17 protein-coding genes are annotated in these 21468 nt (G+C 42.7%); all 17 read left to right on the plus strand.

The features are described 5' to 3' along the window. The first annotated feature begins 2 nt into the window (after positions 1-2). The 17 genes from ACTJKC_RS15235 (at position 3) to ACTJKC_RS15315 (ending at position 21362) form a co-directional block, all read left to right on the plus strand. On the plus strand, positions 3-371 hold the full coding sequence (locus ACTJKC_RS15235) for a hypothetical protein (protein WP_440793175.1): 369 nt from the start codon (positions 3-5) through the stop codon (positions 369-371). 121 nt (positions 372-492) lie between these two features. Then, a complete protein-coding gene (locus tag ACTJKC_RS15240) occupies positions 493-1173 on the plus strand; it encodes a conjugal transfer protein TraI (protein ID WP_440793559.1) in 681 nt (226 codons plus the stop codon). After that, complete coding sequence (locus tag ACTJKC_RS15245; protein WP_440793177.1) at positions 1160-1807, plus strand: hypothetical protein; 648 nt, start codon at positions 1160-1162, stop codon at positions 1805-1807. Before ACTJKC_RS15240 ends, ACTJKC_RS15245 begins: the two co-directional genes overlap by 14 nt. Next, positions 1794-2432: a TerB family tellurite resistance protein gene (locus ACTJKC_RS15250; RefSeq protein ID WP_440793179.1), complete on the plus strand. Its 639-nt coding sequence runs from the start codon at positions 1794-1796 to the stop codon at positions 2430-2432. The genes ACTJKC_RS15245 and ACTJKC_RS15250 overlap by 14 nt, the downstream gene beginning before the upstream one ends. Positions 2433-2512: 80 nt before the next feature. Next, positions 2513-3655 carry a conjugative transposon protein TraJ gene (traJ, locus tag ACTJKC_RS15255; protein WP_440793181.1) on the plus strand — a complete coding sequence of 381 codons (1143 nt, stop codon included), beginning with the start codon at positions 2513-2515 and terminating at the stop codon, positions 3653-3655. Between the two features lie 10 nt (positions 3656-3665). Further along, entirely contained in the window at positions 3666-4280 is a 615-nt protein-coding gene (traK, locus tag ACTJKC_RS15260; RefSeq protein ID WP_440793182.1) for a conjugative transposon protein TraK, read from the plus strand. A gap of 4 nt (positions 4281-4284) precedes the next feature. Further along, positions 4285-4491, plus strand: a complete 207-nt coding sequence (locus ACTJKC_RS15265) for a hypothetical protein (protein ID WP_440793184.1) — start codon at positions 4285-4287, stop codon at positions 4489-4491. A gap of 23 nt (positions 4492-4514) precedes the next feature. Then, positions 4515-5564, plus strand: coding sequence for a conjugative transposon protein TraM (traM, locus tag ACTJKC_RS15270; RefSeq protein WP_440793186.1), 1050 nt, complete (start codon positions 4515-4517; stop codon positions 5562-5564). A gap of 1 nt (position 5565) precedes the next feature. Next, positions 5566-6615: a hypothetical protein gene (locus tag ACTJKC_RS15275; protein WP_440793188.1), complete on the plus strand. Its 1050-nt coding sequence runs from the start codon at positions 5566-5568 to the stop codon at positions 6613-6615. A 16-nt stretch (positions 6616-6631) separates the two neighbouring features. Then, positions 6632-7900 carry a hypothetical protein gene (locus tag ACTJKC_RS15280; RefSeq protein ID WP_440793190.1) on the plus strand — a complete coding sequence of 423 codons (1269 nt, stop codon included), beginning with the start codon at positions 6632-6634 and terminating at the stop codon, positions 7898-7900. An 83-nt stretch (positions 7901-7983) separates the two neighbouring features. Further along, the gene (locus ACTJKC_RS15285; RefSeq protein WP_440793192.1) at positions 7984-8112 is read left to right on the plus strand and encodes a hypothetical protein; all 129 of its coding nucleotides are present in this window, start codon (positions 7984-7986) and stop codon (positions 8110-8112) included. Positions 8113-8170: 58 nt separating this feature from the next. Next, complete coding sequence (locus ACTJKC_RS15290) at positions 8171-9070, plus strand: chromate resistance protein ChrB domain-containing protein (protein ID WP_440793194.1); 900 nt, start codon at positions 8171-8173, stop codon at positions 9068-9070. Between the two features lie 630 nt (positions 9071-9700). After that, complete coding sequence (locus ACTJKC_RS15295) at positions 9701-11875, plus strand: alpha-galactosidase (RefSeq protein ID WP_440793196.1); 2175 nt, start codon at positions 9701-9703, stop codon at positions 11873-11875. 3 nt (positions 11876-11878) lie between these two features. Then, entirely contained in the window at positions 11879-13870 is a 1992-nt protein-coding gene (locus tag ACTJKC_RS15300) for a glycoside hydrolase family 97 protein (protein ID WP_440793198.1), read from the plus strand. Between the two features lie 12 nt (positions 13871-13882). After that, complete coding sequence (locus ACTJKC_RS15305; RefSeq protein WP_440793200.1) at positions 13883-15673, plus strand: glycoside hydrolase family 2 protein; 1791 nt, start codon at positions 13883-13885, stop codon at positions 15671-15673. 5 nt (positions 15674-15678) lie between these two features. Further along, positions 15679-16857 carry a glycoside hydrolase family 88 protein gene (locus ACTJKC_RS15310; RefSeq protein WP_440793202.1) on the plus strand — a complete coding sequence of 393 codons (1179 nt, stop codon included), beginning with the start codon at positions 15679-15681 and terminating at the stop codon, positions 16855-16857. Positions 16858-17378: 521 nt separating this feature from the next. Next, positions 17379-21362, plus strand: coding sequence for a hybrid sensor histidine kinase/response regulator transcription factor (locus ACTJKC_RS15315; RefSeq protein WP_440793204.1), 3984 nt, complete (start codon positions 17379-17381; stop codon positions 21360-21362). The last annotated feature ends 106 nt before the right edge of the window (positions 21363-21468 follow it).

Here is a 21468-nt window from a genome sequence, read left to right on the forward strand (position 1 = left end):
CCATGAAAATCTATCATTATTTTTTAGCCGCCTTACCGCTCATGCAGCTCGCGGCCTGTAAAAGGGATCAGACCAGGGAATTTCTTCCCGGAACTTACACCAATTCTGCCAGGGGAAAATACAGTCAGGCCGATGATACCCTCATCGTTGAAGCAACTGAAAGCAACCAGTTTTTAATCCATCGCCGAACGGGATTTAACATTATCGATGGTGGAAAAATAGGGAAGCGTCAATATGAAAGCGAGGAATGGAACGCTGTTTATGATGAGGGCACCAGGACACTTACCGAAACCAGAAAGGGAAGACTGATCAACATCTTTCCCGGATCAGGTTATATTCTCATTGGAAAGAGAAAATACACCAAAAATTAACCCACCCAACAATATGAGATCTCAAATTTTAGGTACAAGGCCATGTACCGCAAAAATCAGAAACCCACTGGCAAACCCGTTTTCGAAGCTTGGTCTGCTGGGAAGAAAAATAAAAAAAATTATGAAAAACTATATGGTAATATTGCCCGTCAGTGCCATGACCATTTGCGTCAGCATCCCTAAAGGCGCCACCGCCCAGATAGCGGTACTGGAGGTTATCAAGGCGGGCGTAAAGAAGGTCATCCGCGCCGTAGACCTCAAGGTTCAGCGTTTGCAGAATGAGACCATCTGGCTGCAGAATGCTCAAAAGGTGCTCGAAAACCAGCTTTCCAAGTTAAAGCTCACAGAGATTGCCGACTGGACGGAGAGGCAGAAAGAACTATACGAAGAATACTATACCTCTCTATGGAAAGTGAAGTCCGCCATTACTTATTATAAAAGGGTAAAAGAGCTCACCTTAAAACAGATCGCAATTGTCGATGAATACAAATGGGCGTGGGGCCTTTTTCAAAAGGACAGCCATTTTTCTTCTGATGAACTTGAGGAGATGCAAAAGGTTTATTTAGGGATTCTCGAGGAAAGTGTCAAAAATCTCGATCAGGTGCTGCTGGTAGTGAATGCCTTTAAAACGCAGATGAGCGATGCAAACCGGTTAGAAATCATTAACGCTGCGGCGGATAAAATGGAGGGAAATTATACCGATCTGAAAAGGTTTAATTCCGGAAACATCACTTTGAGTATCGGACGTGCTAACTCACTGGATGAGGTTGCTAAATTAAAGGAGCTTTATGATGTCAACTAGAAAGAAAAAATGGTTTTTAGTGTGTGCTTCACTACTGCTCTTTGCGCAGGTATCTACAGCTCAGACCTGGTCAGAATGGTTTTCTCAGAAAAAGACCCAAAAAAAATACCTGCTCGAACAGGTCGCTGCACTGAAAGTTTATGCAGGATACCTCAAAAAAGGATATGAGATCGGCAGCTCTGGCCTGGATTTCATCAAAATCGCAAGCAAAGGAGAATTCGATCTGCATGGTGCTTTCTTCGCTTCCCTTAAAGTCGTTAGCCCTGAGATCAAACGCAGCAGCAAAATTGTGGAGATTATCCAGTTGCAGCTTCAGATCGGGAGAGCTATTTCATCGGTTGAAAGCCTGGAATTATTAGGGGATGCTAACCAGGCTTATGTGGCCTTGGTGGCTAGTAATCTGCTCTTGGATAGCCTGAGGGATTTAGAAGACCTGCTGCTGGTGATCACCTCGGGAAAACTGGAGATGAGTGATGATGAGCGCCTGGAAAGGATCGATAAACTTTACAGTGCCATGAAGGAAAAGAAAACATTTACCCTACGCTTTGCCGCTGCAGCCAGATCGCTTGCCTCGGCGCACAGTAAAGAGCTAAAAACCTTAAAGGAAATGGAGGATTGGTATGAAATCAGGTAGCATAAAATGGTTTACTGTTGTATTGTTTGTGATGATTTTGGCAGGTAATGGCTTTGCTCAATCTACAGAAGCCCAGCAGTTACTGATCAATGTAGAAAAGCTCAGCCAGCTCAAGAACATTTTGAAGGATATGAAAAAAGGATACACCGTCATCTCCAATGGATATAATGCAGTGAAAAATATCTCCCAGGGAAATTTCTCCCTTCATGAGGCCTTTTTGGATGGAATGATGCTGGTTAGTCCGGAAGTACGCAAATATCGAAGGGTAGGGGATATCCTGTCTTTCCAAAAAGATATCCTTTCAGAATATAAGCATGCCTTTAAGCAGTTTAACTCATCAGGTCTTTTCAGTGCGGTTGAACTGGACTACCTCGCAAAGGTTTACAGCGAACTTTTCTCAGCCAGTATGGATAATCTGGATAAGCTGACCCTGATACTCACGGCAAATTCGCTCCGGATGAGTGATGAGGACCGGCTGGGTGCCATTGACCGGATCTTTGCCGATACTTCAGATAAGCTCATCTTCCTTCGGAGCTTTAACCGTCAGGCTGGGACTTTACTGATGCAGCGAAAGGCCGCCAGGGCAGATATTGACAGAACAAAAAATCTCTTTAAAATCAATTAATTTTTACGGATATGAAACGTTTTTTTTCTCACCTTTTAAGGGGGGCAGGCCTCGCTTTTGCCTTTTTTATTCTGCCGGCCATGGCTGGAGCGCAGGGAATTGCGGGTGAACTCTCCGGTATGCAGTCCGTGTTGGACAAGGTATACGAAGATATGCTGCCATTGTGTTCCAGGCTAATCGATGTGGCCAGGGGAATCGCCGGCTTTGGAGCACTATGGTACATCGCCAGCCGCGTCTGGCGGCAGATCGCTGCAGCCGAACCAATCGATTTTTATCCCTTGCTCCGCCCTTTTGCGCTCGGCATGTGTATCATGATGTTTCCCATGGTAATTGGTATTATGAATGGTATTTTGAAACCTACTGTTTCGGCAACTGGCGCTATGGTCAGTGGTAGCAATAAGGCCATTGAGCGATTGCTTGCCTTAAAGGAACAGGCCATAAAAAAATCAAAGAACTGGCAGATGTACGTTGGAGAAAGTGGCAACGGGGACAGTGATAAATGGTACAAATATACCCATCCCAAAGATCCCGGCAGGGAGAATGAAACCTTTCTGGATGGCCTCGGTAATTCGATGCAGTTCTGGATGGAAAAACAGAGTTACAACCTCCGTAATTCAATAAAATCCTGGCTTAAAGAAATATTGGAAGTACTTTATGCAGCAGCAGCGTTGTGTATCAATACCATCCGCACTTTCTTTTTAATTGTGCTGGCCATTTTGGGACCATTGGTTTTTGGTTTCGCCGTATTTGATGGTTTCCAGCAGACCCTCACCGTTTGGCTGGCCCGTTACGTAAATATATTTCTATGGCTGCCCATTGCCAATATCTTCGGCAGCATCCTGGGAAAGATACAGGAAAACATGATCAAAGTTGACCTCTCGCAGATCCAGGCGCAGGGAGATACCTTTTTCTCTTCCACCGATACGGCATATCTCATATTTCTCATTATTGGGATCGTAGGCTATTTTTCTGTGCCCAATGTCGCCAATTATGTGGTACATGCAGGTGGGGGCAATGCTATACTGAACAAGGTCAACTCACTGGTTGTTGCCGCCCCGCGGTCCGGCATGAATGCAACCATGGGGGCAGGCGGCATGGTTGCTGATGCGCTTGGAGATAGCGCAAGAATGCAGTCGCAAAGCTATGCAAGCGCCGCACATGGAGATTATTTCCCAGATCAGGCCAGCCATCAAAAAGATAAGATAACAGGAAAATTAACTTAAAAACCAAGCTATGTTCACGCAGTTAAAAAATATCGACACCGCTTTCAACCATATCAAACGGTTCAGCATTTTTCTGATCCTGGCCTGCATGCTGATATCAGGCTTTGCCATCTATAAAGGTTTTGATCTGGCCGGCAGGGCGCAGGCAAAGGTTTATATTCTCGCAAATGGCAAAGCCCTGGAAGCCTTCGCCTCCGAGCGTAAGGACAATATCGGCGTAGAGATCAGGGACCACGTCAAGATGTTTCACCATTACTTTTTTACCCTTGATCCTGATGAAAAGGTGATTCAGACCAATATTTCCTCCGCCCTTAACCTGGCAGATGAAAGTGCCAAGCGTGCCTATGATAACCTAAAAGAGAAAGGATATTTCAATAACCTCATCTCGGCCAATATTTCCCAGGAAATAACAATAGACAGCACTCGGGTGGATCTGAACCAATATCCTTACTATTTCAGATGCTACGCTACCCAGCGGCTGATCCGTGCAACTTCAACAGTGAGGCGGAAACTCCTTACTTCGGGATATCTGCGCAATGTTTCGCGCTCGGATAATAACCCCCACGGCTTTTTGATCCAGCGATGGGAGACCCTGGATAATTTCGATGAACCCATAAAACCCTAAAACAATGGAAAAACCTAAAGAAAAGAATGTCCACTCAACGGTGTCTGCGCATCTGAATGAAAAAATACTTTCCGTTCAGAAAAATTTTTCCATTTGGCTTAACTGGAAGTGCCGTCATCTCTCTATGAGGGCAATGCTGACACTGCTGATCGCATTTCTGGCTATCTGTAGCAGTTATTTTCTTTCACTGATTATTTCAGCAGTAGATTAATTATTCACCATAAAAATATAGAAATGAAAAACCGAAAAATAATTGACAAAAGAAAAATTCTCCTGGGACTGCCAATACTTATCCTGCCTTTTTTTGCCATGGCGTTTTATGCCATGGGCGGTGGCAGGGCTATACAGTCAGCCCAACTCAAACAGACAGGTATCAATGCTACTTTACCCGATGCCAGCTTTTCAAAAGAAAAGCCGACCAATAAACTGGGTATTTACGAGCTGGGGGATCAGGATTCCATAAAAAAAATAAGCGGCGGCCTGGATCAGATTGCAGACCGCCTGGGATTTCACGCTCCACCGAAAGAAGATCCAACCCGGGAAATCGACCTTAAGCTGCAAACGTTAAATAACCAGATTAATACGCCCTTAGAGACGACAGAGCCAGCCCTGGTCAGGAAAAGTAAAATTACGGTTCCAGGAATGAAATCTGATGTGGAGCGCTTAGAGCAGCTCATGTCTGCCATGCAAAATGGCAATAGTGAAGATCAGGAAATGAATCAGCTCAGCGGGATGCTGGAAAAGGTACTTGATATCCAGCATCCCGAACGTGTGCGGGATGCCTACATTAAGCAGGTGAATTCCGCACCCGAAGAAAAATTTGCTGCTATCCCCGCGCGGATTGCTGAAAAACAGACGCTGGTACAGGGTGGGGTATTAAAACTCGTGCTCACCGATTCGGTACGCCTGGGAGAAGTATTATTACCACAAGGTCAGCTGATTTTTGGGCTTTGCAACCTGACCAACCAGCGCCTTTTGGTCGACATCAAAACGATCAGGATGGGCGATAATATTATTCCCGTAGATCTTTCTGTCTACAGCCTGGATGGAATAAAAGGAATAGAGGCCCCGGATGCTGTGGTAAACAGTGCCATATCCGGAGGCGCTGATGACGCGGTGCGGAGCCTTCAGCTTTTAACGATGGACCAGTCGGTAGGCATGAAAGCTGCCGGAGCTGGTTTAGATGCAGCCAAGGGCCTTTTTTCAAAAAAAATCAGACGCGTAAAAATGAAGGTGAAGGCCGGATTTCCGGTATTGCTCAGGAACAATAAAATCAGCAGATGATATGGCGCCAGCAGTTAACCGTGGAAAAATCATCTTAAAGAACTGGGATGAAAGGCAAAAGCAATTGGAATCTTCTTTCGGGGAGGATGGAGGTATTTTCCAAAGTATCAGAAGTGAAAAATATATCTATATGCGCTCGGGCCTGGCCCGGTTGTTAATCGCGCCAAGTATTGATGAGAAAATCTATGCCGGCATTATCATGGCCATGCTGAAAAATATGCGTAAAGAATTCTTTCCCCATCTGTTTATACGGAAAATCGCGGAATGGAAGGAACGCTTCCTGACCATACCGCGGCTTACCAGATATTTTGAAAGGGAAATGAATGAAAACTTCAACAAGCTGGATGACCGGATTCGGGCGATGGGTATTACAGGGCTCTCCCCTTATCTTAAAGATCAGCTTGATTTTGAAAGGGAGAAAATAGCGCTGCCCATCTCAAGCCGGTTTGAACAGGATAGCGCGTTGGAAATTGTGCTCCATATTGAAAAAAGCAGGTATGGAGGTTATCGTCTGGATAACCTGCATGCAACATTGCATCATCCGGCAGAAGGGGAATGCCAATGTATGATAGATGGCAGGCATGGACTAAATATAAACCAGGTTATTTATCTGTTAAAAGGTGGTGCGGTTAGCGTAACGGTAGATCACTCGAAAGCCGAGAAGTGGCTGCAGATCGATTTTGAGTCCATGGATGCCACAGGAAAATTCCCATTGCGTGAACTTTTTGTAGAAGAGGGCTTCCGCGCCCCCGACTTGCTTAAAAAAGTTGCTGAAGAATTAAAGTACCCAGCCATCGATCGAAGTGAAGTTCTTGAAATGATTAACAATGGTGCGCAAGTCCCATTCAAGCTGGAAAGTACAGGGATGTTTTATCTGGAAGCCAATCCAAAACAAAAAGAACTCGTTTTTCGAGATGAAAAACAAAGATTGATTCCTATGGAGGTTTTAAAGAAAAAAATAACAGCGCATAAAGCCGCAGTGAACGAACAGTATCCGGCCATCATCAAGCTAAAAACCAAAAAATCACTTGATCAAAGTAACGCTCCCTGACTTTAAATAAAATGATATGCTGCTGGAAACCAGATATGCAGAAACAATTGCCCATATAGTAGAAAATGCCCGGGACGCAGGACTCCCGCATGTGGTTGTTGAACTGCTGCCCTCAGCTATGTGCCTGCAGCCTTATCAGGTAAATTCATTTGCCTCTATCGATGAAGCGCTGGACGATCTGGATGCAAAGATGGGCTGCCGGGAACTGCCAGGTAGCAGTCTGGGACATCCCATTTATTATCAGCATGCAGATGATTTTTTAGAAGCATTAAGGCAAGCTAATCCATTAACCAAAAACAACAATAGTATGAATTTAAACAATTTAGAAAATCTCAAAAACGAGATGAAATCTTTGGGCTTCAGTAAGGAGCTTCAGGAAAAAATGGAAGAAAACATGAAAAATAATCTTCCCGAATTTATTTTAAAGGATCAGGTAGCCGGTCAAAAGGGACAGATCGACCTCAATCTCTATTTCAAACAGTCAGGACAGTCAGCAAATTATTACCTGAACAAATATGATGTAGCATTAAATGAGGCTAGACCCTTGGAGGCCGGCCAGAAGTACCTGGTGATCTCGCCCAGCGAAACCCCGGGGAAAAACAATGTCTGGAAAAGAGAAAATGTAGCCGAGGCCATTGAAGTCTTCAAGAAACATACCGGAAATGCCGAGCTTGCCGTTGGAAAGGATGCAGCCCATAAAACCAGACTGGTTTCCATGGAAGCAGGCAAAATTAATTATATGGATAAGGAATTTGGCAGGACTTTCCGCAATCCGCCATTGCCTCAGACCATCTGGGTGGAAAGGGGTAAGGGCTTTACTGCTTCACAGTCCATAAACTTAATTGAAGGCCGTGCAGTATATCGTGAGGATATGCTTACCCAGGGCGGACACCCCTATAAAGCATGGATGAAGCTGGATCTTGATGGCCCCAGGGACCGTTACATGAATTTCAATATGAACCAATACCATGACCCTTCCTACGGGTTTAACTTGAAAGAAGTACTTGATAAATTCAACATCAAGGAACTTGACGATCCGAAGGAAAGAGCCAAACTGGAAGCGCAGCTGAAAAATGGCGACCGGCCCTTTATCACTGTTGACAAAAATGGGGAGCAGGTCAAACTGCAGGTTGAAGCCGTTCCACGCTATTCTCAGTTGAATATGTTTGCCCTGAGTGGTAAACCTGAGAAAAGGGAGCAGTTCCTTAAGGAACCTTCAATAAATAAGGAGGTAATAAAATCAAAGGGAAAAGAGGTTTCTGCCAGTCAGGGTTTGGGTGTTTAAATGCTTTTGTTAATTTAGTGGCACGCTTTGTTAAATGTAAATTATAAGATAATGGCCGGCTTCTGGCCAATAAAAAAACAATTATGGAAAAATTCAAAAAAGTTAAAGAGCTGGTATCTGCAATCGAAGCCGATGCTGCAAAATTTTATGATGCCGGAAATGGAGCTGCAGGTACGCGCTTACGTGGCTGTTGCACAACTCAAATCCTTTAACGTAAATAGAATTTGGCTTCCATTCATTAACTTTAGCGCTTAAGCTTCGATAAAGAAAATGAAATGGATCACCCGAGAAAGACCAAAGATTGACCGGATCGCCTGCCCTTGGCTGATTAAAAGGTTCATTGATCCAGATGCAGAAATCATCTACGTTCAATTTGAACAGGTAATTGCCGAGGCCGAAAAAATCGGTGCCATTCCGTTTGACCTTCCGGGTGTGGAATACAGCCATTATGATGACAAGTGTACCTTTGATTATTTCCTCAAAAAGCACAACATAAAGGATGTGGCCCTGGACAGGATGGCTGCCATCATCCGTGGTGCTGATACAGACAGGCCCGATTTTGCCCCACAGGCAGCCGGCCTGTCTGCTATTTTTCTGGGGCTCTCAAGGAACATCCCCGATGACCACGATCTGTTGGAAATTGGAATGACCATATATGACGGCCTTTATACGTGGGCCAAGCACCTTCACGACCAAAAGCACACGCAGTCTCCCGTAGAGCACCTTTTGCTCGATGTTTACAATCGCTACCTGAAATCAAGTTCACAAAATGCCCCGCAGTGGACAAGGGAGCTGAAAGAGATGATCCAGGACCAGATGGACACCAATATGAGCATTAGTCTTTCGCAGGCTTCAGAATCGTTGGAGATCAATCCTGCCTACGTTTCAAGGGAGTTCTCCAAATACTTCGACAACTTATCATTTGGAGAGTATATCCGAAAGATGCGTATCGAGAAAGCCGTAAGCCTTATGCAGAATACAGCATACTCCCTCACCGAAATCGCATACCTTACAGGTTTCTCCGACCAGAGCCATTTTAACAGGATATTCAAGAAGCAGATGGAAGAAAATCCATCCATATTCAGAAAAAATCTGCTCAAAGTGTGTATTTCGGTGAAAGTGACCCCTCTGTTTCGGGCCAAACTGGCCACCAAATTGATTACCGGATGATGCACATCTAAGTTCCTTTCCCTCTGAACAAATATACACTTCGGATCCAAATCCATTTTCCTCAGGACTTTTCGGTTTAATCCATCATACTGCCGGATTTATCCTCAATTCAGACCTTTCTAGCGATCAAAATCCATTCGCAGGTACTGGAACGCGTAAAAAAAACGCCATACCCCCTTCAAAACAGCGAAGTGACCGTAGTCCATCCCGAATAGTAGATATGCTCCCAGGAGCCTTTATTTTATGCAGAAATTGAAAAATTATTCCCGAAAGCCAGTTGCGAAAAAAGCTGATCGAAAGATCAGAACGGCCAGTTTGCCCCGAAACAGGTGGTCACTTTAAAGCGAAATGGGGTGACAGTTTAAATGCGGAACGGCTGGCCATTTTTGCCGAAATGCCCAATTAGCTGATCGAGTAGAAAATCTTCATCCATTTTTCTCGCTAGATGGGCTGCACCTGCTGTATAGCCTACATCTGGCATCAAGTCAATTCAACCATATTTCTTGTGTTGAATCGTGTGGATACAGTCAAAAAAATCAATGCTTTGGTTTTTTGTACAAAACTGAACCATTTCCGTACAAAACTGAACCCCTCGTTAAGCGCAAGTAGCTAGTTTTGGAATCTCCAAATATGACAGCTACAAATTATGAGATCAACAGGCGGTGCCTTCCGCAAAGTTTCGGTCATCTTCTTCCGCAGGTGACACCAGTACCAATCTTTGCAAGGATCAAAAGCAATTTAACAGGGAAAGTTTATACCTTTTTACTGCTGCTTTTACTTTTGGCGGCTGGTATATCTTGCTCCGCACAGGATGCATGCTACAGTCGCCTTGATCAAGATACCCTGACGATAGGCAATCAATTTATTGAGCGTAAATTTATCTGGAACAAGGGAAATGTAATTACGCATAGCTTAAGCGATAAAAAAGGCCGGAAAGTTTGGCTTAATAAGCTTAAGAGTCCCGATTTTTACATTCAAGCCGGCACCGAAACTCAGAATGGACAGTATGAGGTATTAGTAAAGAAAGACAATACCATTCACATCTCTTCACAGGAAACCATTATTTCTTTTTCTATAGGCGCGCTTGACGTAAAGCGGGTTTACCGGATCAATGCGCAAAGCGCTTCAATCGCCGGCGAAACCTATCTGAAAGGCCAGCTGTCGGGTATATCAGGAGGACAACAGGCCAATGCCGCGGATCAGAAAAACATTGAATTTGCCGATGATATGAAGGTCAATAGTTCTGCCACAGTTTTAGATCAGTTAAAGCTGGACGGTTACCACTGGCAGGGTAAAGCGGTCGAATTTTTTGACGTAACCGACTGGAACAACAACCTGGTACTGGAAAATAAGTTTATTCCCTATAGAAAAAAAGGTTACCGGGGCAACCTGCTTTTTGCGCACAACCAGGAAAAAGAGGCCGGCTTTTTTTTCTTAAAGGAAGCGCCGGCTTCCAGTGTACAGCTGGCCTATGGCGGTCAGGATTTTACGACTGAGTTTGGGCATTTTGCGGTAAACGGATTAGGGCTAAGTGCCAAAGATATCCGAGCAGATGAGTGGCGCAAAGCTTATACAGTGGTATTGGGCGTTTATAGCGGAAAAGAGTTTAACCAGTTGCAAGCGTTACGTGGCTATCAGAAAACCATCCGTAAAAATGAATCACAGCGAGACGAAATGGTGATGATGAATACCTGGGGCGATAGGAGCCAGGATGCTAAAGTTAAGGAAAAATTTAGCCTGTTAGAACTGGAAGCTGCAGCTAAACTGGGTATCACCCATTTTCAGATCGATGACGGATGGCAGCAAGGGAAAAGTCCAAATTCTGCATTGGCCAAAGGATCTTTTAAAAACATTTGGGACAACCCCAATTATTGGAAACCTGATACGGCAAAATATCCGACTGGACTAGGTCCAGTCGTAAAAAGAGGTAAAGCGCTGGGTATCGAAATTTGCTTATGGTTTAACCCCAGTATTCAGCAGGACTATGCAGACTGGGAAAAAGATGCTTCGGCGATGGTCGAACTGTACCGGATGTACGGAATCAGGACATTTAAAATTGATGGACTGTCTATTCCCAACAAACAATCGGAAATTAATCTAACCAAAATGTTTAATCGGGCGTTGAGCGAAACAGAAAACCAGGCTGTTTTCAATCTCGATGCTACTGCGGGTCGCAGGGGAGGTTATCATCTTTTTACCGAATACGGCAATATTTTTCTGGAGAACCGTTACACCGACTGGCAAAATTACTATCCTTACTGGACACTCCGCAATTTATGGCAGCTTTCTAAATACATACCACCAGAGAAGTTGCAGATCGAATTTTTAAATAAATGGAGAAATACCGACAAATATGGCCAGGATCCTTTCGCTCCTTCCGATTATACTTTCGAATATTTATTTGCCATTACCATGGCCGCCCAGCCACTGGCCTGGTTTGAAGGCACGGGACTACCCAAAGAAGCGTTACAATTAGGAGAATTGATTGCGAAGTATAAAAAGGTGCAGCACGATTTTCATCAGGGAACCATTTTACCGATTGGTGATGAACCTTCAGGCAAATCATGGACAGGTTTTCAATCTCTCCTAAAAGATAGGGGTTATTTGATGGTGTTCAGGGAAAATAATTCTGACGCCACAGGCATACTGGAGACCTGGTTACCCGAAAAGGTTAAAATACAATTAAAACCGCTACTTGGAAGGGGGAAGGCGATGATTCAAACCACTGGTAGAAAAGGAGCCTTGAAAGTAGTCTTGCCTGCTATAAATGATTTTGTGATGTACAGCTATACCATTTTAAAATAACCGATGAAAAACATATTAAACCTTTTCCTTTTAACGTTCCTTAGCATCCCCGCAATCGCCCAAAAGAGGGTTAGTCTTAATTCCCCCGACGGGCGGTTGCAGGTGGATGTAAGCATTGGAGATAGTATCCGTTTTCAGCTGGCGCATGATGGTGAACGCCTACTGAATTCTGGCGACATAGCCATGAAATTGGGCAATGGGAAAACCTTCGGTATCAAATCTCACCTGAAACAAAGCAAAACCATTACCGTTAAAAAGGAAATCCCTGCCTATTTTTATAAAAGAAACCGTATCAATGATGAATATGCAGAATTGACGCTGGAATTTAAGGAAGATTACAAACTGATTTTTCGACTTTACAATGAGGGCATGGCTTACCGGTTTGTCTCTGTGGCTAAGCAGGATTTTATCGTGAATGAAGAACTGGCCGCTTTTCATTTTCCAAAAGATTACAAAGCCTACATTCCTTATGTAAAAACTAAAGAGAAAACCATTGAGGGCCAATATTTCAATTCGTTTGAAAATACCTATACCTACACCCCTTTGAGTAAAATGGATAAACATAGGCTTGCATTTTCTCCTTTGGTGGTGGAATTGGATAAGGGTAAAAAAGTATGTCTGGCCGAAGCTGATTTGCAAAGTTATCCGGGTATGTTTTTTTTTAATCCTGCCGGAGGAAATGTTCTGGAAGCCAACTTCGCAGCTTATCCAAAATCTACCGGGCAGGGCGGACATAACCAGCTGCAACAAATCGTCACCTCACGCCAGCCTTATCTTGCTAAAAGTAGGACACAAACCAAATTTCCCTGGCGCATTGCCATTGTTAGCACCAGCGATAAAGCCCTGGCGGATAATGATATGGTTTACAAGTTGGCCGAACCCAGCCGTTTAAAGGATATTTCGTGGATAAAACCTGGCAAAGTGGCCTGGGAGTGGTGGAATAACTGGGGCTTGAGTAAGGTAGACTTTGTTTCGGGTGTTAATACCGAAACCTATAAGGCTTATATAGATTTTGCCGCCAAAAATAAAATTGAATATGTGATTTTGGATGAAGGCTGGGCAGTAAATCTTAAGGCAAGTTTGTTTGAGGTTGTTCCAGAAATTAATCTGAAAGAACTGGTCGCTTATGGCAAATCTAAAAATGTAGACCTTATTCTATGGACTGGGTACTATGCCTTTGCACGCGATCTGGAACAAGTTTGCAGACATTACGCGCAGTTGGGGGTAAAAGGTTTTAAGATCGATTTTATGGACCGTGATGATCAGGAAATGGTTGATTTTCATTACCGGGCCGCAGAAATAGCCGCCAAATATAAGTTGATGGTCGATTTTCACGGTACCTATAAACCTACCGGGCTAAACCGTACTTTTCCGAATGTAATTAATTATGAAGCTGTAAATGGTCTGGAGCAGATGAAATGGAACGGGCCGGAGATGGATATGGTAACCTACGATGTGACTATGCCTTTTATCAGGATGATCGTTGGACCCGTAGATTACACGCAGGGTGCCATGCGTAATGCAACTAAAAGTAGCCATAGGGGAATAAATGATGAACCCATGAGTCAGGGGACACGCTGCAGGCAACTGGCAGAATATGTAGTTTTTGAATCGCCCTTAAATATGCTTTGTGATAGCCCGGACAATTATGCGAAGGAGCAGGAATGTACTGATTTTATTAGTGCTATCCCTACGGTTTGGGATCGTACCATCGTACTTAACGGTGAGATCGGGCAATACATTACCACTGTCCGCCAAAAGGGTAACGCCTGGTACCTGGGTGCTTTAACCAATTGGGAAGCACGCAAACTTGATCTTGACCTCAGTTTTCTTGGTAGCGGAGATTATGTTGCAGAAATTTATCAGGATGGGATTAACGCCAATAAAATCGCTACAGACTACAAAAAGCATCAGATCGAGATTCCTACAGATCGAAAATTATCCATTAGCATGGCTCAGGGCGGTGGTTTCGCGATGAAGATTTTTAAAAAATAAACACCGTAATTTATGAAACCAACCAGAACCATTTTTAATTTGCTCCTAATATTATGTTGCTTTTTGTCTAAACTTTCTGCCCAGGAGACCCTGGTTAATGTATACGGCAGAACAACACAATCGCTTAACGGGCAATGGGAAGCGATTATAGACCAGTACGATCAGGGACGGAAAAACAAAATATACCTCAATAAAAAACCAGCCGGAAAGACAGATTTTTATGAATATGCCTTTGATAGTGGCTTAAAATTAAATGTGCCTTCAGACTGGAACAGTCAACTGCCCGAACTCAAATATTATGAAGGTACGGTTTGGTACGCCAGGCATTTTGATGCGCTCAAAGCAGATCACGAACGCCTGTTTATTTACTTTGCTGCGGTAAGTTATCGATGTAAGGTTTATTTGAACGGAAAGGAAATTGTAGAACATGAAGGAGGTTTTACACCTTTTCAGGTAGAGATAACAGATCTGGTGAAAAAATCAGATAATTTTTTAGCCCTGGAGGTAAACAATACCCGGACTGCTGATGCTATTCCCGCGAAATCATTCGATTGGTGGAATTATGGAGGCATCACCCGCGATGTGATGTTGGTATCAACCCCAAAGATATTTATTCAGGATTATTTTGTTCAGTTGGACAAACATCGTCCTGATCAAATTAATGCGAAGGTTAAAGTTGTTGATAACCAGAAAAATGTAGCGCTAACCATTGAGATTCCTGAACTGAATATCAAACAAAAGCTGGTTACCGATCAAGACGGGACTGCTAGCGTGTCAATCACTGGTGTAAAAAAAATACAGCGCTGGTCGCCTGATGCGCCTAAACTTTATCAGGTGGTGATATCTACCAGCCAAGATAGGGTAGAAGAACGGATTGGTTTTAGAAACCTGGCGGTAAAAGGAACACAGATTTACCTGAATGACAAGCCGGTTTTTCTCAAATCTATTAGTTTTCATGAGGAAATTCCACAGCGTAAAGGTAGAGCTTTCTCTGAGGCAGATGCCATGATGCTTTTATCTGAAGCGAAAGCTTTAGGCTGTAATATGATCCGTTTGGCACATTATCCGCAAAATGAATATACGGTACGTGCTGCCGAAAAAATGGGTTTTCTGTTGTGGGAAGAGACACCAATATGGCAAGGGATTGATTTTGAAAACCTTGAAACCAAAAAGAAAGCCGGAAAGATGATCAGCGAGATGGTAATGCGGGATAAAAACCGATGCGCCATCTCTTTCTGGGGAATGGCTAATGAAACCCAGCCATCTGTTGCCAGGAATGAATTTCTTAAATACCTGATTAAATGTACGAAAGATATTGATAGCACCCGTTTAATTACGGCTGCATTTGATCTGGTTCGGTTTAATCCGGATAAACAACGTTTTGTAATGGACGACCCTTTTATAAATGAAATTGATGTGGTGGCCATTAATAAATATATGGGTTGGTATCATCCCTGGCCCGTTACACCAAAAAAGGCCATTTGGGACGTGGCCAGCAACAAACCTCTGATTATTTCAGAATTTGGTGCTGAGGCATTGTATGGGAAAACCGGTGACGCTGATGTAGCAGGTTCATGGAGCGAAGACTACCAGGCCCAGCTTTACAAGGATAACCTGGAAATGTTTAAAAATATTCCAAATCTCAATGGAATATCACCCTGGGTATTGTTCGATTTTCGGTCGCCATTTCGCTTTCACCCTACTTATCAGGATGGCTGGAACAGAAAAGGACTGGTTTCTGATCAGGGATTTCGTAAAAAAGCCTGGTATGTTATTGCAGATTATTACAAAAACATCAAATAAAATTTATGAGGAGATTTTTAGCACTGTTGTTAACAGGGTTATTATGGAACAACCTTGCAAATGCGCAAAATTTGAAAGCAGTTGTTAATCAAGCCCTGTCTTTTGCTGAACAGCAATGCCTGTTAATGGCCAAAAAATATAAGCATCAGGCAGGTGTATTACCACGGTCATTCGAAGCGGGCAAAAACACCATCTCTGATTCAAGTTGGTGGTGTAGCGGATTTTTTCCGGGGTCTCTATGGTATGTTTACGAGCATAGCAAAAATCCAGCACTGTTAGCATTCGCCAAATTGTATACGGCCAGGGTAGAACGTGAGAAATTCACCACCGATAATCATGATGTAGGTTTTATGCTGTATTGCAGTTTTGGCAATGGCTATCGATTAACCGGAGATACATCTTACAAGGCAGTTTTGCTTAGAGGAGCGCAATCGCTGGCTACCCGCTATGATCCTAAAGTGGGCCTCATCAGGTCGTGGGACCATAATAAAACCGTTTGGCAATATCCGGTCATTATCGATAATATCATGAATCTCGAATTTTTGTTGTGGGCAAGCAAGCAATCAGCAAATGAGCAACTGAAAAAAATAGTGCTTTCGCATGCCGATAAAACTATGGAGCATCACTTTAGGCCCGATTTCAGCTCTTACCATGTCGTTTCATATAACCGACAGACTGGTCTTCCGCATAAAAAGCAAACGCATCAGGGTTATGCTGATAGTTCTGCATGGAGCCGGGGACAAGCATGGGGCCTTTATGGTTATACTTATCTTTATCGGGAAACCAGGGAAAAACGCTACCTGGATCAGGCGATGCATATCGCTGATTTTCTGATCAATCATCCTAAAATGCCAAAAAATTTCATTCCTTATTGGGACTACGATGCTCCGGTGCGAGCTGATACACCAAGAGATGCTTCAGCGGCCTGTATTATGGCATCTGCACTGACTGAATTAAGCGATTTTGTAAATGCCGATACTAAAAATAAATATATGGAAGTGGTAGAAAAGCAAATCCGGACACTCGCTTCTGATGAATATACGGCAAAGTTGGGCGAAAACGGAAATTTTATCCTGATGCACAGCACGGGAGCATTTCCCTTTAAATCTGAAGTAGATGTGCCCTTAACCTATGCAGATTATTATTATCTGGAGGCGCTTAGTCGTTTGAAGAGAAGATTGTAGGATGGGATATCATAAAATATAGAATGGGCATCTTGAGGGATAATTTACGGTATAAAAATCAATAGGAATGACGGATCAATTTTAAGGAATAACATCCCCGAGAGATCGTCATTCCCAACTTGATTGGGAATCTTAATACAACCGCCTTAAGATTCCCGCATGCGCGAGATCCGATAGCTATCGGATGACGGCGGCACTAGTGGATCTATGATGACAGTTATAGCTAAACTTCATCGTAACAAATCCGAAATGAATTACAATTTATGATATCCACGCTTAACCGTGGCGATTATAACACTTATTTTAGCTGCATCTCAGTTGCTATTGATATCAATCAGATGGAAATGGAATAATTGAAAGATGAAAAAATTAAATGATCATTAGAAAGTCCAATAGAATACCTGCTTATGCATTTTAACTTTATGGGTATCCGGAAAATCGCTTATTTGCTGCTATTATGTTGTGCATTTTTGCTAAAAAGTGCGGCGGCAATTGATATATCCAGGTATCGGTTCCATGTCATGCCCGAAACATCGTATTATAGTGGTATTCAGAGCATCACCAAAGATAGCTTGGGACGGATGTGGTATACTGGTCCAGATGCTGTTTTTATGTATGACGGGAACAGTTTTTATCAGTTAAATGAATTGGCCTCGAAGAGCGACCCCAAAGTAAAATGGGCTTACGGTTCTTTGGTGACAGATAAAAAAGGTGGATTATTTTTGGGCACTAATCATGGTTTATTGAAGTTTAACTATGGACAATTTAATTTTGAACTGGTTCTCCCTGGAAAAATCCGCTCCATATGCCTCCATAATAATGGCAATCTATACATGCTCTCTGGCGACAGCCTATATATATCTGGTCGGGGGAAAAAGGATTTTAAGAAAATCAAGCTTCCTACCAACAGGTATTTTGAGAGTGTGATCAGCCTGAAAGGAAATATTTATCTCTCCCAGGAAAATTTACTTTACAGGTTCGATACCAGAACAGCACGCTTTTCAGTTTTTACCAATCTGGGTCAAACCTCCTTTGTGGTGAACGACGCTGTGGCCTATCAGGACGATTATTATTTCCTAACCCAGCGAGGTGGCATTTTCGTGACTGATGCCAAAGGTGTAATTAAAAAAAATATACCGGTTACCGGCCCGGGCTTCCAGACTACGATGTCCAAAAAAATCTTTATTGACCAAACGGGCATCATGTGGATAGCCACACAGTCTGGATTGTTGCTTTATGATCCGAAAACTCAGATCAGCAAGCTACTCAAAATGAACCCAAACGATGCTTTTTCATTGCCAAATAATTCGATATGGACCATCTATGGCGATCCTGATCAGGGTGCCTGGATTGGTACTTATGGTGGTAAAATCGCTTATTGTTCACCTTATGATGCATACGTTCGTTATTTTACAACCAGTCCTGGCGGACTTAACCACCCCATAGTAAGCGGTTTTCAGGAAGATGATATGGGCAATATCTGGATTGCTACAGAGGGCGGTGGACTCAACTATTGGAACAGGAAGGATGACAGTTTTCGCCACTTTACCAAGGCCGAAGCCAATTCCATCAATTCTAATATGGTTAAGCGCTTAAAATTTGATCCTGACCGAAAAAACCTCTTTATTTCTTCTTTCAACGGCGGTATTTCTGCTTATGAAATGGCTACAAAGCGTTTTAGTAACCTTAACATCCTTTTACCCGGAAGCAAACAGCCCTTAACGGTATATGATTTCGTACGGGATGCCGGAGGAACCTGGTGGATGACCGATCCGGATAAAAATTTCTTCCACCGCAAAAAAAACGAGGCAACAGAAGCGGAGATGGTTAAATTGATCGCTGCAAACGGACAGGCACTGGACGTAGAGATTGAGGCCATTTCGATCGATCAGCAGCAACACCTTCGTCTGGTTACTCATCAAGGGCTTTATATTGTAGATCCTAAAACGCTTAAAGTGTTGCGTCACTATATCATCAAAGATGGTCCATATGCGGTGAATCACTTGGGTTGCTACTATGAAGCATCAAATGGAGACCTCTGGTTGGGTACTTCGGGAAGAGGTGTTAATCTTCTAAAGAGAGACGGAGGCTACCTTAACTTTAGTAGTGCCAATGGTTTTCCTCCTAAAATCGTTTTTGGTATTTTGGAAGACGATATTTCCGGAAATATTTGGTTTAGCACAAATGATGGGCTGTACTTTTTCAATCAAAAAACTCAAAAGTTTGAAAAAGCCAGATTTTATAAAGCAAATAGTTGCGGTTCGTTCTATTTAAGGTCGGCCTATAAAACTAAAAAAGGAGAGCTATTATTTGGGGGTACTAACGGATTTGTACTTTTTGATCCGCAATACCTCAACAAAAACATCCAGAAACCAAAAGTATTTTTCACAGCCTTATTAATTAACAACCAACTGGTAAGCAATGCAACGGAAGATTCACCTTTAACCAAAGATATTTCTACCTTAAGCAATCACGATGAGGGTAAGTTTACACTTTCCAGTAACCAGTCGAATATAGAAATCCGTTTTTCATCAAACAGCTACTTATCGGCAGATCAAAATCAATTTTCTTATCGTATGGTTGGCTTAAGCGATAAATGGCTGAAGATGAATCCTAATCAACACGCTGTACAGTTTTTTAATTTACCGGGGGGAGATTATATTTTTGAGATCAAGGCTTCCAACAATGACGGGCTTTGGGGCAACGAAATTTCAAAGCTTTATTTTCATGTCAATCCCCCGTTTTTTCTATCCTGGTGGGCTTACTTCATTTACACTTTAATTGTACTGGGGCTTTTGTTTTTCATCATGCGGTATTATACCAATAAAAAGGTTTTTAAAGAACGACTGGCGTTAGAGGCACTCAAAGAACAAAATATGCGGGATTTGAACCAGGCGAGAACTGATTTTTTTACCAATATTTCACACGATCTTAAAACCCCGCTTACCCTGGTGCTCGAACCATTGAAGCAGTTAAAAGAAACCGTTCAGAAAAATGACCATGCGGCTGGATATATGCAATTAATTGAGAAAAATGTGGCGCGAATACAGCGTTCAATTAGTCAATTGCTTCGTTTTAGGGAAATAGAAAGTCAGAAAATAACCCTAAATCCACAGGTTGGCAATTTTATCGGTTTTGTGCATGATATTTTTGGACTTTTTGAACTCTACGCGAACAAAAAGGAAATAGAAACCAATTTTAATGCTCATGAAGACCAATTATTTGTAGCTTTCGATTATGATATTATTGAAAAAATCCTGACTAATCTTTTCTCGAATGCCTTAAAGTACACCTCTAACAAAGGTTATGTAGGCGTAAGGATTTATCAATCTACAGCTGAGGAACAGTCCAGGCTAGCTATGGAGCCGGATCACCTTGAAAGGGAATACATTTCTGTTGAAGTATTAAATACCAGTATAGGCTTTTCGCAAGAGCAGATTGCCACACTATTTACCTCCTTTAACCGCTTGTCATCTTATCGCCCTACTTTTGAAGAAAGTTCAGGTCTTGGCCTTGCCATTGTAAAGGAACTGGTAGATGCCATTGAAGGCAAAATCTGGATGGTAAATAAAACCAACAAGGTTTCTTTTACCATGATACTCCCGCTTAAAAAAGAAGCAGGATCAGGCGATATGCAGTCGAACGTATACGATTATACCATCTCCGAAATTGATGAAATCCTTTTAGAAGCCGAGGAACCCGATCTATCTCCAAAGCATGCAAGGAAATCGACCAGCATTTTGTTGATTGACGATGATCCTAACCTGCGGAACTATCTGGAGCGACGCTTGTCTGAAAAGTACAATGTCTATTTGGCCAGCGATGGTCAGGAGGGCATTATCAAAGCTGAAAAAATATATCCTCAACTGATTATTTCCGACCTGATGATGCCCAATACCAATGGGTTTGAGGTATGTAACCATTTGCGGCAGAACTTTAAAACCAGCCACATTCCCATCGTCATGATTTCGGGCATGGGCGACGTAAATCAGAATAAAACCAAGGCACTGGAACATGGCGCAACCGTTTTTATTGATAAACCTTTTGAAGTGGAATACCTGATTCAGCAGATAGATACCATTTTGAAAAACCAGCAGGAAATGAGGGAAATGTACAGCAAGCGGCTCGTCGTAGATCCCGTTAATGTAACCATTACTTCGATGGATGAGGAATTGCTGATTAAGGCCATGAAGTTTATTGAGCAGCATATGGCCAATCCCAATTACTCGGTAGACGATTTTGTGTCTGACATGAATACTGGAAGGACGATCCTGTATCAAAAGATCAATGATATTGTGGGTATGTCTATCAAAGAATTTATCCTGAACATCCGCCTGAAAAGAAGTGCCTACTTATTGGAACATGCAGATTTAACCGTAGCAGAAGTTGCTTACCAAACCGGATTTAATAACGCCAAATATTTTAGTGTATGCTTTAAAAAACAATTTGAAACCAGTCCGTCTGAATATAAAAAGCGCTATAGTTCAGAGAATAATGCCGTTTAAGAAATTATTGCCGAGCATGCAGACAACTACACTGTTAAAGCACTCTCATTAACCAAATAAAACCTATGAAGCACCTGAAATTTTTTCTTATTATTTTATCTATAAC

Origin of the sequence: Pedobacter sp. 22226, from assembly GCF_052045455.1 — a bacterium.
GTDB lineage: Bacteria > Bacteroidota > Bacteroidia > Sphingobacteriales > Sphingobacteriaceae > Pedobacter > Pedobacter jeongneungensis.

What these genes read in the sequence shown, in the direction of transcription:
- ACTJKC_RS15235 (WP_440793175.1), top strand. Translation starts at nt 3, where the DNA reads ATGAAAATCTATCATTATTTTTTAGCCGCCTTACCGCTCATGCAGCTC.
- ACTJKC_RS15240 (WP_440793559.1), top strand. Translation starts at nt 493, where the DNA reads ATGAAAAACTATATGGTAATATTGCCCGTCAGTGCCATGACCATTTGC.
- ACTJKC_RS15245 (WP_440793177.1), top strand. Translation starts at nt 1,160, where the DNA reads ATGATGTCAACTAGAAAGAAAAAATGGTTTTTAGTGTGTGCTTCACTA.
- ACTJKC_RS15250 (WP_440793179.1), top strand. Translation starts at nt 1,794, where the DNA reads ATGAAATCAGGTAGCATAAAATGGTTTACTGTTGTATTGTTTGTGATG.
- traJ (WP_440793181.1), top strand. Translation starts at nt 2,513, where the DNA reads ATGGCTGGAGCGCAGGGAATTGCGGGTGAACTCTCCGGTATGCAGTCC.
- traK (WP_440793182.1), top strand. Translation starts at nt 3,666, where the DNA reads ATGTTCACGCAGTTAAAAAATATCGACACCGCTTTCAACCATATCAAA.
- ACTJKC_RS15265 (WP_440793184.1), top strand. Translation starts at nt 4,285, where the DNA reads ATGGAAAAACCTAAAGAAAAGAATGTCCACTCAACGGTGTCTGCGCAT.
- traM (WP_440793186.1), top strand. Translation starts at nt 4,515, where the DNA reads ATGAAAAACCGAAAAATAATTGACAAAAGAAAAATTCTCCTGGGACTG.
- ACTJKC_RS15275 (WP_440793188.1), top strand. Translation starts at nt 5,566, where the DNA reads ATGGCGCCAGCAGTTAACCGTGGAAAAATCATCTTAAAGAACTGGGAT.
- ACTJKC_RS15280 (WP_440793190.1), top strand. Translation starts at nt 6,632, where the DNA reads ATGCTGCTGGAAACCAGATATGCAGAAACAATTGCCCATATAGTAGAA.
- ACTJKC_RS15285 (WP_440793192.1), top strand. Translation starts at nt 7,984, where the DNA reads ATGGAAAAATTCAAAAAAGTTAAAGAGCTGGTATCTGCAATCGAAGCC.
- ACTJKC_RS15290 (WP_440793194.1), top strand. Translation starts at nt 8,171, where the DNA reads ATGAAATGGATCACCCGAGAAAGACCAAAGATTGACCGGATCGCCTGC.
- ACTJKC_RS15295 (WP_440793196.1), top strand. Translation starts at nt 9,701, where the DNA reads ATGACAGCTACAAATTATGAGATCAACAGGCGGTGCCTTCCGCAAAGT.
- ACTJKC_RS15300 (WP_440793198.1), top strand. Translation starts at nt 11,879, where the DNA reads ATGAAAAACATATTAAACCTTTTCCTTTTAACGTTCCTTAGCATCCCC.
- ACTJKC_RS15305 (WP_440793200.1), top strand. Translation starts at nt 13,883, where the DNA reads ATGAAACCAACCAGAACCATTTTTAATTTGCTCCTAATATTATGTTGC.
- ACTJKC_RS15310 (WP_440793202.1), top strand. Translation starts at nt 15,679, where the DNA reads ATGAGGAGATTTTTAGCACTGTTGTTAACAGGGTTATTATGGAACAAC.
- ACTJKC_RS15315 (WP_440793204.1), top strand. Translation starts at nt 17,379, where the DNA reads ATGCCCGAAACATCGTATTATAGTGGTATTCAGAGCATCACCAAAGAT.